Annotated in this window: 16 protein-coding genes; 6 read left to right on the top strand and 10 right to left on the bottom strand. The window is 34.1% G+C overall.

Annotated features, from left to right (window positions below; translation table 11 throughout):
* Position 1: 1 nt before the first annotated feature.
* Entirely contained in the window at positions 2-967 is a 966-nt protein-coding gene (locus ACH2AZ_RS00705; protein ID WP_394906180.1) for a DUF4421 family protein, read from the top strand.
* On the opposite strand, the gene ACH2AZ_RS00700 is transcribed toward ACH2AZ_RS00705, so the two are convergent.
* From ACH2AZ_RS00700 to ACH2AZ_RS00680, 5 genes are all read right to left on the bottom strand, one after another.
* Positions 954-1799: a S1 RNA-binding domain-containing protein gene (locus tag ACH2AZ_RS00700; RefSeq protein WP_394906179.1), complete on the bottom strand. Its 846-nt coding sequence runs from the start codon at positions 1797-1799 to the stop codon at positions 954-956. The two genes, ACH2AZ_RS00705 and ACH2AZ_RS00700, sit on opposite strands and share 14 nt — an antisense overlap.
* A 107-nt stretch (positions 1800-1906) precedes the next feature.
* Positions 1907-2245 carry a DUF2853 family protein gene (locus ACH2AZ_RS00695; protein WP_379044867.1) on the bottom strand — a complete coding sequence of 113 codons (339 nt, stop codon included), beginning with the start codon at positions 2243-2245 and terminating at the stop codon, positions 1907-1909.
* 70 nt (positions 2246-2315) lie between these two features.
* Positions 2316-4052 (bottom strand): 2-succinyl-5-enolpyruvyl-6-hydroxy-3-cyclohexene-1-carboxylic-acid synthase, encoded by a 1737-nt coding sequence (gene menD / locus ACH2AZ_RS00690; RefSeq protein WP_394906178.1) that lies wholly within the window; start codon positions 4050-4052, stop codon positions 2316-2318.
* A gap of 66 nt (positions 4053-4118) precedes the next feature.
* Positions 4119-5249: a chorismate-binding protein gene (locus ACH2AZ_RS00685; protein WP_394906177.1), complete on the bottom strand. Its 1131-nt coding sequence runs from the start codon at positions 5247-5249 to the stop codon at positions 4119-4121.
* Between the two features lie 3 nt (positions 5250-5252).
* On the bottom strand, positions 5253-5675 hold the full coding sequence (locus ACH2AZ_RS00680; RefSeq protein WP_379044876.1) for a hotdog fold thioesterase: 423 nt from the start codon (positions 5673-5675) through the stop codon (positions 5253-5255).
* Between the two features lie 67 nt (positions 5676-5742).
* Here ACH2AZ_RS00680 and ACH2AZ_RS00675 point away from each other — a divergent pair, with 67 nt between their 5' ends.
* A complete protein-coding gene (locus ACH2AZ_RS00675) occupies positions 5743-6390 on the top strand; it encodes an alpha/beta hydrolase (RefSeq protein ID WP_394906176.1) in 648 nt (215 codons plus the stop codon).
* Between the two features lie 5 nt (positions 6391-6395).
* Here the strand turns inward: ACH2AZ_RS00675 and ACH2AZ_RS00670 are convergent, their stop codons facing one another.
* From ACH2AZ_RS00670 to ACH2AZ_RS00650, 5 genes are all read right to left on the bottom strand, one after another.
* A complete protein-coding gene (locus ACH2AZ_RS00670; protein ID WP_394906175.1) occupies positions 6396-8318 on the bottom strand; it encodes a M1 family aminopeptidase in 1923 nt (640 codons plus the stop codon).
* Between the two features lie 72 nt (positions 8319-8390).
* Positions 8391-9170 (bottom strand): nucleoside triphosphate pyrophosphohydrolase, encoded by a 780-nt coding sequence (gene mazG, locus ACH2AZ_RS00665; RefSeq protein ID WP_394906174.1) that lies wholly within the window; start codon positions 9168-9170, stop codon positions 8391-8393.
* A 10-nt stretch (positions 9171-9180) separates the two neighbouring features.
* Positions 9181-9789: a TIGR00730 family Rossman fold protein gene (locus ACH2AZ_RS00660; RefSeq protein WP_394906173.1), complete on the bottom strand. Its 609-nt coding sequence runs from the start codon at positions 9787-9789 to the stop codon at positions 9181-9183.
* Positions 9786-10625: a peptide chain release factor N(5)-glutamine methyltransferase gene (gene prmC / locus ACH2AZ_RS00655; RefSeq protein ID WP_394906172.1), complete on the bottom strand. Its 840-nt coding sequence runs from the start codon at positions 10623-10625 to the stop codon at positions 9786-9788. Before prmC ends, ACH2AZ_RS00660 begins: the two co-directional genes overlap by 4 nt.
* A 3-nt stretch (positions 10626-10628) precedes the next feature.
* The gene (locus tag ACH2AZ_RS00650; RefSeq protein WP_394906171.1) at positions 10629-11111 is read right to left on the bottom strand and encodes a GNAT family N-acetyltransferase; all 483 of its coding nucleotides are present in this window, start codon (positions 11109-11111) and stop codon (positions 10629-10631) included.
* Positions 11112-11138: 27 nt separating this feature from the next.
* Here ACH2AZ_RS00650 and ribD point away from each other — a divergent pair, with 27 nt between their 5' ends.
* Genes ribD through ACH2AZ_RS00630 form a run of 4 tightly spaced genes read left to right on the top strand, consistent with a single transcriptional unit; the run spans position 11139 to position 14263 of the window.
* Positions 11139-12182 carry a bifunctional diaminohydroxyphosphoribosylaminopyrimidine deaminase/5-amino-6-(5-phosphoribosylamino)uracil reductase RibD gene (gene ribD / locus ACH2AZ_RS00645; protein WP_394906170.1) on the top strand — a complete coding sequence of 348 codons (1044 nt, stop codon included), beginning with the start codon at positions 11139-11141 and terminating at the stop codon, positions 12180-12182.
* A complete protein-coding gene (locus tag ACH2AZ_RS00640) occupies positions 12175-12783 on the top strand; it encodes an HAD-IA family hydrolase (protein ID WP_394906169.1) in 609 nt (202 codons plus the stop codon). Before ribD ends, ACH2AZ_RS00640 begins: the two co-directional genes overlap by 8 nt.
* A complete protein-coding gene (locus tag ACH2AZ_RS00635) occupies positions 12780-13649 on the top strand; it encodes an EamA family transporter (protein WP_379044903.1) in 870 nt (289 codons plus the stop codon). Before ACH2AZ_RS00640 ends, ACH2AZ_RS00635 begins: the two co-directional genes overlap by 4 nt.
* A gap of 2 nt (positions 13650-13651) precedes the next feature.
* On the top strand, positions 13652-14263 hold the full coding sequence (locus tag ACH2AZ_RS00630) for an IMPACT family protein (protein WP_394906168.1): 612 nt from the start codon (positions 13652-13654) through the stop codon (positions 14261-14263).

Here is a 14263-nt window from a genome sequence, read left to right as displayed (position 1 = left end):
TATGTTTCAACGAGATTTAATTTGTATTCTAGTTCTAGCATACTCAACTATATTCTGTCTTCGTGCGCAGGACAGTCTAGCCCAAAATCAATACTTTAGGCAATACCCAAATAAGGTTTTAATTAGAACCAATCTGATTAATACGAGTAATGAATTTTCTTTATATAATGAAAATTTAAAAACCAATATTGAGGTTATACCGAATAGAAAAACAACTTTAGGTCTGTCTTTTAATTATGATTTATTAGCATTTAGTTTTGGCTTCGCACCAGAAATATTTAATAGTAACCGAGATAAGGAAGATGGACAAATCTTTGCCTTTTCTTTAAATTTATACCCAGGACCGTGGATTCAAGAGATTGATTTCTATAAGCAAAATGGTTTTAAAGTACGGGCTGTAGACTATTCCACTACACATTTACCAAGCGCCAATTCGCTTAAAATAACAGGTAAAACCGGATTTAATTTTAATCCAAATTTTTCTTTCCGGGCTAAAGATTTTGAAAATCAAAGACAAATGATTAGTGCTGGAAGTTTTATACCAGCCATTTCTTACTCGTTTACAGCACTACGTAAAATTCGGGTTTTAGATCAAGTAGAAAATGCCAATTTTTATACCCTAGCTATTAACCCAGCTTATTACTATAATTGGGTAATCAACGAACACTTTTTAGTTGCCGGTGGTTTATCGATTGGCCTTGGAGCCTTCCACACTAGTGAAAATAAAAATAGCTCTACGCATCTACTAACCACCAGTACCTTAGATCTAAGTTTGGGTTATACTACAGATTCCTTTTATTCGGGCATTCGGGCTTATACCCAAGTTCAAAATCAATCCAGTAATTCACACGCAAAAGTTGACGATGCGGTACGCTACTTTTCTGTAGTTATTGGTTACCGATTTGATGCTCCTAAATTTCTTAAAAAAACCAATGAAGATTTACGCCGATGGCTTAATTCTCTATAAGATAAATCCCTTCTGGCTTTATTTCTATCATTCGTTTTTTATATAACGTACCTATTGCGCGTTTGAAGCTTTTCTTACTCATAGCCAAAAGCTTTTTTATTTGCTCAGGTTCTGATTTATCGTGCAAAGGCAAGAAACCGTTTTGAAGCTGTAATTCGTGTATAATCTTATCGGCATTAGGCTCTATGCTTCTATAGCCTGGTCGTTTGAGTACAATATCAATTTTATTGTCTTTCCTTGTTTTTTTAACCCAACCTTTAAGCTTATCTCCAGTTTTTAAATCTTGGAAAACATCATCATGATAAACCAAACCTTGGTGTAAGTCGTTTACAATTACATTAAACCCTAATTCCGTTTTATTGGCTACCCACAATTCTACCCGCTCAAAAGGAGCCACACTTAAAGATGAATTATCTAAAAAATGTAATACTTTACTTGAAGCAACCAACCTCTCTGAAGTTTCATCTAAGTAACAAAAAATAAGGTACCAATCTCCTTCCTTCATAGGATAGGCTTGCTCTTTAAAAGGGACAAATAAATGTTTTTCTAATCCCCAGTCAAGAAAAGCTCCTAGTTTATTCACCTCTACACATTTTAAATAAGCGAATTCGTCCAAGGCGACATAAGGTTTCAAAGTAGTTGCTACTGGTCTCTCTTCGTGATCTAAATAAACAAAAACCTCTATTTCATCACCAATTTCAAAATCTTCTGGCTTATATTTGTTAGGAAGTAATATTTCGTTTTCTTTTAATCCAGAATCATCTCTTAAAAAAAGCCCAGGAGGGGTATCGCGATCTATAATAAGTTTGTGAGTTTGCCCAATTGCAAGCATAGCTATAAATTTTGTGCAAATGTACGCATAATGATTATGGTAAATTTCATTAAACAAAAAAAGAACCTAAAAAAGGTTCTTTTCGTTCTTCTATAATTTAAACAAAATTAATTGTAAATAGATTCTTTGTTAAAATGTTTCGTTAACAAGTAGTATACAACAGCTCTATATTTATTTGGTTTTGAACGTCCGTAGATATCAATAACCTTGTGTATAGCATCCATCAAATCATCAGATTCAGGCAAACCTAACTTTTTGATTAAAAAGTTATTTTTAACGGTTTGTAATTCTTTATCGTCTGATCCTGAAACTGTCGAGGCATCTCTATTATAAATAGATGGTCCTAAACCCTTTGCCACTTTGCGTAATAGATCGATGTCGTGATTACCTTCTATTTCGTCTAGGTGCTTGATGTAATCACCCATTTTTTCATCAAATTTACTCATAATTTTATTTGTTAATATATTAATATAATGCTCAAGATAAATTTAATTTTCTTTTTAATCAAGTTTTATTCTAATTTTTCGTTTTGTATTTAAAATAATTTTTTAACCAAACATCATTGGGCTCATTTCCTGTAAAAATTTCCACCAATTGGGGTTTATCATTTTGTTGAAAAACATGAGACAAGCAGTCTGCCAATGTGGTTTCTTGGTGTACGCAATGGTACTCAAAACCATACATTTTACAGAGGTGAGATGCATTTAATTGATGTTTGGTTTCAAAATATGTTTCAAACGTAGGATTCTCTTGTGCTCCAGGTAAAATTTTAAAAATTCCGCCTCCCCCGTTATTGATTAAAATAATTTTAAAATTATGCGGGATATAATTATTCCACAAAGCATTAGAATCATAAAAGAAGCTTAGATCACCTGTGACTAGGGTCGTAGGGAAATCACTAACAATGGCGGCGCCAATTGCAGTAGAACTGCTTCCATCAATACCGCTTGTTCCCCGATTACAATAAATATATTGATGAGGTTTAAATTTAAAAAGTTGGGCGTATCGAATGATACTGCTATTAGAAAAATGAACCAACTGTTTTTGGGGTAAATTTTGCACCAAATACTCAAAAGCTTTTAAATCTGAAAAAGGTAAATTTTCCATATACGCCTGATGGTGAGTATCTCTTTGATTCTTTTTATTTATCCAAAACGCTTGATAATCACTTTCTACTTCTTTAATCATTGGAAAAAAAACACTAAAAAAATGATTTATGGTCACATCAAAATGTTTATTCAAACAAAAGTAGGTATTCAAGGCTTGGTTGGTACCTACATGCCAATGTTCCTTAGGTTGATAGTTTCTTAAAAATGCTTTTACTTTCTTTGAAATAATAAGACCGCCTAAACTAATTAAAATATCTGGTTGTAATTTTTCAAAAGCCTCAGCTGGATTAGGTATATTTTCAAGTGGTGCAATTAGCTTATCTATACGAGAGATTAAATTTGGGTGGTGCAAGTTTGATGTAGTTTCAGTAAAAATCAGCACCGACGGATCTTTTACCAAAATTTCTAAATATTGCTGCTCGATACTATTAGGCGCCAAAACACCAACAATAATTAGTTTACGCTTGGCTTTGCTCCATTTATCTGCAAAAGGTTTCACCTCCTGCATCTCTAACTTTTTACTAGCTAAGTTGGGTTCAATTAACAAAGGAGCGACTGTGGGTTTATCTACCAAACCATATAACGGCTCATAAAAAGGTACATTGATATGAACCGGACCATTCTTCTCAATAGCTGTATTTAAAGCTAAATTAATTTCACGCTGATTATGCAACTTGGCCTCTCCAAATTTTTGCTGAATTTTCTCATCGTTAGGGTATACATCTGTAACCACCTCAGAATGTAAATTGGCTTCGTATAAAATGTGATTGCTAAAGACATTTTTTTGTCGAATGGTTTGCCCATCACCAATATCTATACGCTCTACGGGTCTGTCTGCAGAAATTACCACTAAAGGTACATCGCTGTAAAAAGCTTCTGCTATAGCAGGATAGTAATTTAGTAAAGCACTACCAGAGGTGCACAATAACCCAACAGGCTTATTTAATTGCTGCGCCATCCCTAAGGCCACAAAAGCAGCAGATCTTTCATCTACAACACTAAAAGCTTTAATTTCAGGATGATTTGAAAAACTTATAGTAAGCGGGGCATTTCTTGAACCGGGAGATATCACAATATGATTTATACCCTTTGACAAGCATAACAAGACAACCGATTGAGCTAATGGAATGCTCGAAATTTGCATAAATTAAATTTTATTTCAAAATTAGTAAAATACCCCGTATATAAAGATTAATAATTGTAAAGCTTACTATAAAATAGAAGCTAAAGTACTGGCTTTTTTCAAAGTCTCTTCCCACTCCATTTCTGGATCCGATTCTTCAGTGATTCCTCCTCCTAAAAACAGATGAACACAACCTTCATTTAATTTCATACAACGTAAATTCACATATAAATCAGTTTCTTTACTCAAGCTTCTAAAAGCTGAATTTTCTACGTTACGCTTTCGCGGATTGCGGTCTTGAGTGACCGATTTATTTATTTCTCCTAAATATCCTGAATAATAACTACGTTTATAATTTTCGTTTTCGGCTAAGAAACAACTAGCTTCATCTTTTGGTGTTCCACAAACCGCAGGTGTAGGATGCAATTGCTTGATAATTTCTTTAAATTTTTCTGGATTAAACTTAGCACTGATATCAGTTTTTAAATGCGCAACTTTTCCCGCAACCTGCGTTTTTAGACTTGAAATTTCAATTTGCTCAACTCCATTGATAGCATTTAAGTTATCTTTTATAAAAGCAGTAACAAAGGCTTGCTCTTTTTTCTCCTTTTCTCCCCATACAAAATTTGTTTGATTTTCATTGGCACTCTGAGTTCCAGCCAATGCCATTGTTTTTAATTTATTTCTATGCGTTCTAACTAAAACTTCAGGAGTAGCTCCTAACCATAGCCCTTCGTCGGGGTGATACCACATATACACAAAGGCAGAGTCGTACTTATAAAGCAAACGTTTAAAATAGCTCAGTGCATCATCTTTTGCCGCATATTTTGCGATTCGTGAAACTACGATTTTTTGGCAACCGCCCTGCTTAATTTCATCAATCGCTGCAGAAATAAGCCTTACATGTTGCTGTTTTTGAAACAAAATTTCCCGTTCTACTGGCAAGACTGTTGGCTCTGAATAATCTATTGAAGATTTATCAAAACTAGTTAACTTCAAAATTTCGGCATCTCTAATTGAAAAAAAATAGCTGGCTTCATCTTTATAAAATGGTGCAAAAATAAAACCTTCTTGTTGATGCTGCTTAAAAGTTTGCTTTGTTAACTTCTGTTGTAATTGAGCGGTCACCAGGGACTGGCCTGGTTTTCGATATACAACCAAAGGTTTTTGAGCCTTTAAATGATTGGTTATAGAATTAAAGAAAAGGTCACTTTCCATAAGTTATTTTTTAGGAATAGCTAGAGTTGTCAATTTAACTGCAGAAATTAATTGACCGTGCTCATTGGTTAATTTTATATCCCAAACTTGAGTGGTGCGTCCCTTATGTAAGAACTTAGCTTTAGCTTTGACTAGCCCTTCGCTAATACTTTTAACATGATTGGCCGATATTTCTATCCCGCGTATATAATAATTTTCCTTATCTAGGAAAATCATACTGGCCGCACTTCCTACACTTTCGGCTAAAGCCACCATTGCCCCACCGTGCAAGACACCGTCGGGTTGATAAACTTTTGAATTTACTGGCATTTCGGCTTCTAAAAAATCATCTCCAATTGCCGTGTAAACAATGTTTAGTGTTTCCATCAAAGTGTTTTCGCATCGAGCATTTAATTCTGCCAATAACTTTGTTGTATCTTTTTTCATTTTTTTATGTAATTAAAATACGTTTAATTCGCATTTTGAAAGGGTAAAAATACAAAATGCATAAGATATGAGTAGTCTCGAAAAAGAAGTTTCTTACCAACACACCAACACCTATTCTACCCTCAATCTTTTAGGACCTCAGACTGAGCAGTTTTGGTATTGCTTCCACGGCATGGGCTACCTCAGCAAATACTTTGCTCGTTACTTCAAATCGTTTGACCAGCAAAAGAATTACTTTATTGTTCCGCAGGCTCCTTCAAAATATTATCAAAAATCAGACTTTAAACATGTTGGTGCCAGTTGGCTCACCAAAGAAAATACCTGGCTAGAATTAGAAAACTTATTTCAGTATTTAGATGCCGTTCATAGAGTTGAAAATAAACAAAGTGAGTTGCCTTTAAATATTTTAGGATATTCTCAAGGGGTTTCTATAGCGCTGCGTTGGATAGCTAAACGAAAATTAAATCCGAAGCAAATTTTTATTCATTCAGGGAGCATACCAGCGGAACTTGACGTCAAAGCGTTTTCACACCTGAGTTCAGAAACAAAAGTTTTCTTGATTTATGGCAGACAAGACCAATACCTTACCAAAGAAAAACTTAATTTACAATTACAAAAAGCGAGAGCGCTATTCGGTAAAAAATTAAGTATTCACGCTTTTGATGGTAAACATGTTATGAATCCTGAATTACTAAAGGAACTCCACGGTAAATAACAGCATTATTCTTTACGAATTTGCTTCTGTATAACCTCACCTGTTTTTAAATGAACTTGAAGAATATATACTCCAACTGGTAAATGTTTTACATCTACAGAAGCTGATGAAGTTTTCACCAATACTCTACCCGACAAATCATACAGCTTTAATTTTTTAAGCTTTTGCGGATTTGTAACATATAAAATTTCTTTTACCGGATTGGGAAAAACCTTTATTTCTTCTTTCTCTACTTTGCTGACTGATAGATTTGCGGTATTATTATTTGCAATTAAATCAAACTCTGGATTTATTTCAATTTGAGTAACTGTAAACGGAACATTAAACGTAAACATTTGATTATTTTGTTGATGATCTGCTACCACATCTAGTGCCTGATTATTACTCCCTTTAAAACGTATAGGAACTTGTGCTTCGAAAAAACTAACACTGCTATGGCTTTGTGACTGACTTAGGCTAAGTTGTACTTGATTAGCACTTTGAGTGGCATTTATGCTAAAGCTAGGATACCCCCCTCCATAAACCCAATCATTAAAAAACTCGGTTAAATTTTGACCCGTGAATTGCTCTACAACTTGTTTAAAATCATCGGTTTTTGCGTAGTTATATTGTAAGTTAGGATCATTCAAATAAGCATTTAAGGCACCAAAAAAATCGGTGTCACCTAATTTCTTTCTTAGCATATGCAATACCATTGCGCCTTTACCATAACTTAACCTACTGCTAAAAACCCGATTAACACTTAGGGTGTCTTGTGCCGGTATATAAACGCTACCATCGGGGGCACTTGTAATTTGATTGACTTTTGAAAATTTCCAATTATTAAAATCTGCACTTCCATCAAAATCTTCTATAACCATACCTGACAAGTAAGTCGCGAAGCCTTCATTTAGCCATATATCTTGCCAACTGCCACAAGTTATTTGGTTTCCAAACCATTGGTGAGCCAGTTCATGGGCTATTAATCTTCGGCTAAAATTCCCCATAAAAGATATGGTGGTATGCTCCATGCCACCTCCCCACCCAAATTGAGCGTGGCCATAATTTTCGTTTGAAAAAGGATAGCTTCCAAACTTATTCGAAAACAAATCCATAATAAGAGGCGTCTGCTGTAACTCTACAGTGGCAGAAGCCAAATTTTCTGGATATACATAGTCTATTAACGGAAAAGTAATTCCGTTATGGCTATAGTTATTTGAAATAGTGCTGTAATTAGTTACCGCTACCGCAATTAGATAGGCTGGAATAGGGTATTTATGTTTAAAATGTGTTGTTTTTATACCGTTATTAACTACACTACTTTGCTCCACCCCATTGGTTACAGCTATATTTTCTTCATTAAAGGTATTAAATTTCGGTACATTAAGGTAAACATCTATACTATCTATTTTATCGTTTAAATCTTGTTTACAAGGCCACCAAGCTTTAGCACCATATGGTTCTGATAGCGTCCATATTATACCTCGATTATTATGGGTGGTTTGGGCAAAAGAACCAAAACCCGAACTTATAGGGTTTCCTTCATAATCGACAGTCAAACTTATACTTTGACCCGCCATAAGTAAATTAGGAAGTTGAACAATTAATTCATCTCCCACTCTAGAAAAACTCAAAGAAGCTCCGTTAGTAAGGTTTACCGCGTTTACCTGCATATTTGCGGCTAAATCAAATATAATTTGCATTGTATTTGAAGTAGCGGTTAACTGGGTGGTAATTTCGCCCGAGATATAAGAAACATTGGGATCTAGATCTAAATCTAGCATATGGTAATTAATATCGTAGTTGCCTGTATTTCCACTAGCTTTAAAATTTATATGCTTTTTTGCAGCTAACCTTTCTGCCTTGCAAATTTCTAAATCTTGATCGTGTTGCGCTAAAAGGCTAAAGCAACCTAAAAACATTATTAATAAAACAAAATTCTCTCTCATTTGTAGTAAAATTATTCTTAAAGATAGATGAAAATAAACAAACAATCGTTTAATTCCTATTTTGAGCAGCTTTTAGTCATTTTGTTTAGCTTCTTCCCAAAATACATCCATTTCGTCTAAGCTCATTTGATGTAAACTTTTTTTATTTTCTTTTGCTTTATCTTCTATATAACCAAAGCGTTTGATAAACTTTTTATTGGTTCTCTCTAGTGCATTTTCTGGATTTACGTTCAAAAAACGAGCATAATTCACCAAAGAGAAAAAAACATCTCCAAGTTCATTTTCTATCTCTTTCTGCAATTTGTTATTTTTTGCATCTTCTAATTCTTGTAATTCTTCTTTTACTTTTTCAAAAACTTGGTCTGGCGTTTCCCAATCAAATCCCACTCCAGCTACTTTATCTTGAATACGATTTGCTTTGACCAATGCGGGCAATGTTTTAGGAACCCCAGAAAGAACACTTTTATTTCCCTCTTTTAACTTAAGTTTCTCCCAATTTTGTTTGACCTCTTCTTCGTTTTTAACCTTTACATCTCCATAAATATGAGGATGACGCGCTACCAGTTTATCTGATATAGCATGAGCTACATCGGCAATATCAAAGCTGTTTTTTTCACTTCCTATTTTAGCATAAAAAACAATGTGTAGTAAAACATCTCCTAATTCTTTTTTTAGCTCGTCTAAATTATTATCTAAAATTGCATCTCCTAGCTCATAAACCTCCTCAATAGTTAAATGTCTTAGACTCTCTAAAGTTTGCTTTTTATCCCAAGGACATTGCTCTCGCAAGTCATCCATAATATCTAATAAACGGCCAAAAGCCTCTAATTTTTGTTCTTTTGTATTATTCATTTATATAGGTTTAAGTTTGGTTCTTAGTGATCCATTTGGGTTTATTGGGTGGTACAAAAAGGTGCATCTTTTCTAATAATGATGATTCATTTTTTGAGACAACTATTAAATTTAAGTTCTCTTGTTTCAAAAACCCAGATTCAACCATAGCTTTTATCATTTTCAAGAGATCATCAAAATATCCTTCGGAATTCAAGATACCTATTGGTTTTTGATGTAAACCCAATTGTGCCCAAGTTAAAATTTCGAAAAACTCTTCTAAGGTACCAAACCCGCCAGGAAGCATAATAAAACCATCACTCATTTCTTGCATTTTCAACTTTCTTTCATGCATATCTTTTGTGGTAACAAGATTGGTAAGTTGGGTATGAACTATCTCTTTGCTTTTAAGAAATTGGGGAATTACCCCATACACTAAACCGCCATGATCAAGTGCTCCATTTGCTACTTGTCCCATTAATCCTAGTTTGCTGCCCCCAAATACCAACTTAATATCGTTTTGTGCGAGATGAACCCCGAGCGCATAGCTTTGTTTTATTATTTTTTCATTACTTCCTGTATTGCTACCACAAAATACAGCAATACTTTTAAGCTTATTTGAACTATAATTTTTAATCATAAACTTGCTTTTATCATTCGGTCATTTCCATAAAGGTCTTTTCGTAATTCCACGTCTTTAAATCCGATTTTACGGAGTAAATCTAGCGTCTCTTTTGCTAGATATTGATTAATCTCAAAATATAAGCTACCGTTTTTCTCAAGATGCCTAAAGGCTAATCGACCTATTTTATCATAAAATAAAAGCGGAGAATCGTCGGTTACAAATAGGGCTAAATCAGGTTCATAATTCAATACATTTTTCTGCATTTGTGACTTTTCTAGTTCCCGAACATAGGGCGGATTGGATACAATGACCTGGTAATTTTGATTTAACGCTTGAGTCGACAATATATCTTGTTTTATAAAATTTACCTTAGCACGATTCCTTTTTGCATTTTCTGCAGCAATCTTTAAAGCTTTCTCAGAGACGTCTAAAGCCGTTACTCGAGCATTAAACATACCAAGATCTAGTGCAATAGCAATGCAGCCACTACCCGTACCAATGTCTAATATATGTCTGTCAACTTCTCTATAATCTTCTATAATCCATCGCACTAGGTCTTCGGTTTCTGGTCGTGGTATGAGCACTTCCTGCGAAACAGAAAAAGGATAATCCATAAAATATGTTTCACCAAGAATGTGCTGTATAGGTTCTTGAATTTTGAGTCGGTTTAAAGCATCATCAAAATTTTGTTTCATTTCATCTGTTAGCTGATGCGGATTTAAAGCAAGTTCTATTCTTGTTTTGTTCAAATAGAATTCGGTTAACCAGCTCCAAAAACTCGAAATTTCAGTTTCAGGATAAATAGTTTTTAGCTGATTAAAAAAATAATTTTTGTACTTATTCAATTGCATATTTTATAATTCTTTAAGCATATAAACCGTACATGCGTGATGCCCGGTTGCACCCATCGCTTGGTCTATAAAGTCAAAGCCGTATTGCCTGTACAAGTTTTGGGCAGGTAGCATTTGCGGCATGGTTTCTATATAACATTGTTTAAAAGGAGCATTTTTAGCAAATGATAAACAGGTCTCAATTAACATTTTTGCAGCACCTTGCCTTCGCATAGTTTTACTAATGTACATTTTTTGAAGTTCACACACGTCAATTGTATTGGGTAAAGGAGCGATTCCGGCACCTCCCACAACATTTTTACCCTTGGTGGCTACAAAATAGCGAGAATTTGAATCTTGGTAAAAATCATATAAAGCATCTAGGCTTTTATCCGCGAAAGCAGTACCCGGCAAATCAGCTTTATTTTCTTTTAAACAATTTCGAATAATTCGAGCCATAACCTCATTATCACATTCCTGTATCCTTCTTATTTTTATTGAGCTCATTCCAAAAAAACTTAGTAATTTTAGACCGTGAAAGTACACGAAAAATATATAAAACGCTGCATACAACTGGCAAAAAATGGCATAGGTAAAACCTATCCAAACCCAATGGTAGGAAGTGTAGTGGTACACGAAGGAAAAATAATTGGAGAAGGTTGGCATCAAAAAGCTGGTGATGCTCACGCAGAAGTGCGGGCAATACATCAAGTTAAGAATGAAGAATTACTCTCCAAATCGACAATTTACGTTAGTCTTGAGCCTTGTAGTCACTTTGGTAAGACACCCCCTTGCAGCGATTTAATTATCGCCAAAGGTATCAAAAATGTAGTAATAGGTACTGTTGATCCATTTGCTAAAGTAGCTGGTAATGGCATAAAAAAACTTATGGAAGCGGGTTGTAATGTTACCGTTGGCCTTTTAGAAAAAGATTGTCAAGAGCTTAATAAAAGGTTTTTTACCTTTCACCAAAAGCAGCGCCCCTACATAATTATTAAATTTGCACGAACAAAAGATAATTTTATAGCGCCTGAAAATCAGTATCAAAAAGAACCTGTATGGATTAGCAATGCTTTTAGCAAACAATGGGCGCACCGTTTAAGAGCAAGAGAACAGGCTATCTTGGTGGGAACAAATACCGCTTTAAAAGACAACCCTAGCTTATCTACACGGTTGTGGTATGGCGAACACCCAATTAAAGTTTTAATTGATGCCAAACTTAAAGTAGATTTGAATTCGGCTATTTTTAAAGACAATCAAAAAGTCTTGGTTTTTACCGAAGAACCTAAAAAAGCTAATACACAAAAACATATTGAATATTTTCAAATTGACTTTAAAAAAAATGTTCCCAAGCAAATTACCAAAGTACTATACGCTAATAACATACAATCTTTAATTGTCGAAGGAGGCACAAGAACTATCAATTCGTTTATAGCTAGTAATCTTTGGGATGAAGCTTATGAAATTATTGGAGCCAAAAAATTTGAATCTGGTATTGTTGCGCCAAAAGTGAAAGGTAATCTAAAGAAAGAATTTGAATTGGCAGATAACCTTATAAAATTATATGTGAATGATTAAGCATATTGTATTTGACTTTGGTGATGTTTTCATCAATCTAAATAAAATGGCTACCCATAAAGCATTAAGCCAATATGCTTGCAAAGCTAGTCTTAGCGAAATAAATCACTTTAATCAGTTATACGAAACTGGGAAATTAACTACCAAAGCGTTCACAGATTTCTATTTGCGTAGTTTTAAAGACCTTACGCCTTCTCTCTTTAAAACCGCGTGGAACCAAATTTTACAAGATATACCCAATCATCGTCTTCGATTTATTCAAGCCTTATATAACGATAATCAATTTGAGTTAATCTTGCTAAGTAACACCAATGAACTTCATATCGATTTCATTAAAAATAATGAACCGAATTATACTGATTTTAAATGCTGTTTTCACGGATTTTACCTTTCCTATCTTATAAATATGCGTAAACCTAATAAAGATATTTTTTTACACATACAGCAAAAGCATCAAATTAATCCAAACGAAGCTTTATTTATTGACGATTTACCAGAAAATATCGCTACAGCACAGCAACTAGGTTACCAAACCTGGTTATTGGATAGAGCAAAAGAAGATGTTACCGAGTTATTCAATATAAAAGCCGACCTATTTTGATCTATTTGCTTTTTAGTATTATAAGTTCAAGTTTAATTTATACCGTATTTAAACTTCTTGGTAAATTTAATATCAATACGCTATACGCTATTGTGATTAATTATTATACCGCATTTTTTGCGGGTTATCTTTTATTAGAAAGAGATTTTAAGGTAACAGATTGGCTACAACAATCTTTCTTTTTAAGCGCACTATTACTTGGAGTCTTATTCATAAGCGTTTTTAAACTTATGGCAGAAACTACACGTATAAGCGGTTTATCTGCCGTTTCTGTAGCCAGTAAGATGAGTCTAGCGATTCCCGTAGTATTTGTTATTATTTACTATCAAGAATCCTTAAACTTCCTAAAGGTAATAGGTATTATCACTGCTCTAATTGCGGTTTATTTTAGTGCTTTAAAATCAAACAAATTAAAAAATATAAGGTTAAAAACCCTGCTATTTCCACTAGGGGTTTTCTTTGGAAGTGGAATAATTGAAACCCTTATAAAATTTGTAGAAGAGCATCAAGTAGCCAATAGTGATGTTGCCCTATTCTCGATGAGTATATTTTTCTTTGCAGCAATAATAGGTAGTATTGCCGGAATTATACAATACAAAAGAAAAGCCATACCTTTTAAAAAGAAAGACTTGTTAGGCGGCATTGCACTGGGGATTCCCAATTATTTTTCGGTGTACTTTTTTGTCCTCGCTTTAAGAAGTTTTAAAGACGCTTCAATGGTATTTATTGTGAACAACGTTAGCATTGTGCTTTTATCAACACTAATAGGTATCATCTTTTTTAAAGAGAAACTCATCCGTAAAAACTGGTGGGGAATTCTCTTGGCCATAATTAGTTTAATTTTAATCACCCTTACAAACCAATAGATTTGAAAGAAGACGCTTACCTAACTTTGCTAGAGCCTGGAAAAGAAACCTTATATAAAGAAAAGGGAAGTAAATTTTACGGTTATGCTTTCCCTGTAAAAAACGAAGCGCAAATTCAAGAAATCTTAACCGATTTAAAAACCCGACATCATAAGGCTCGTCATTGGTGTTATGCTTGGCAACTTGGTGCCCGCTACGAAAATTACCGGGCTAACGACGATGGAGAACCAAATAACTCGGCAGGTATGCCCATTTACGGGCAATTACAAGCTTTTAATGTCACCCAGGTATTAGTTGTTGTTGTACGTTATTTTGGAGGCACCAAATTAGGGGTAGGCGGATTGATTAGTGCGTATAAAACAAGTGCGCAAATGGCTTTGGAAGCTTCAAAAATTATAAAGAAAACTATAAAAACTAGCTTTCAAATTAATTTTGACTATCCTTTAATGAACCAAGTTATGCGCATTTTAAAAGAAGAGCAAATTGAACCGCTTACCCAAGAGTTTCTTATTGCATGTAAAATTACTTTTAGTGTAAGAAAAACGGAGAGTGAAAAGGTGTTTGAAAAATTCAACAAGGTTTATGGTGTTGAAATCAAAAAAATAGACGAATAA

Origin of the sequence: uncultured Mesonia sp., from assembly GCA_947499595.1 — a bacterium.
Classification (GTDB): Bacteria; Bacteroidota; Bacteroidia; order Flavobacteriales; family Flavobacteriaceae; genus Mesonia; species Mesonia sediminis.
The sequence above is the reverse complement of the archived record's forward strand: the minus strand, read 5'-3'. Positions and strand labels throughout refer to the sequence as shown.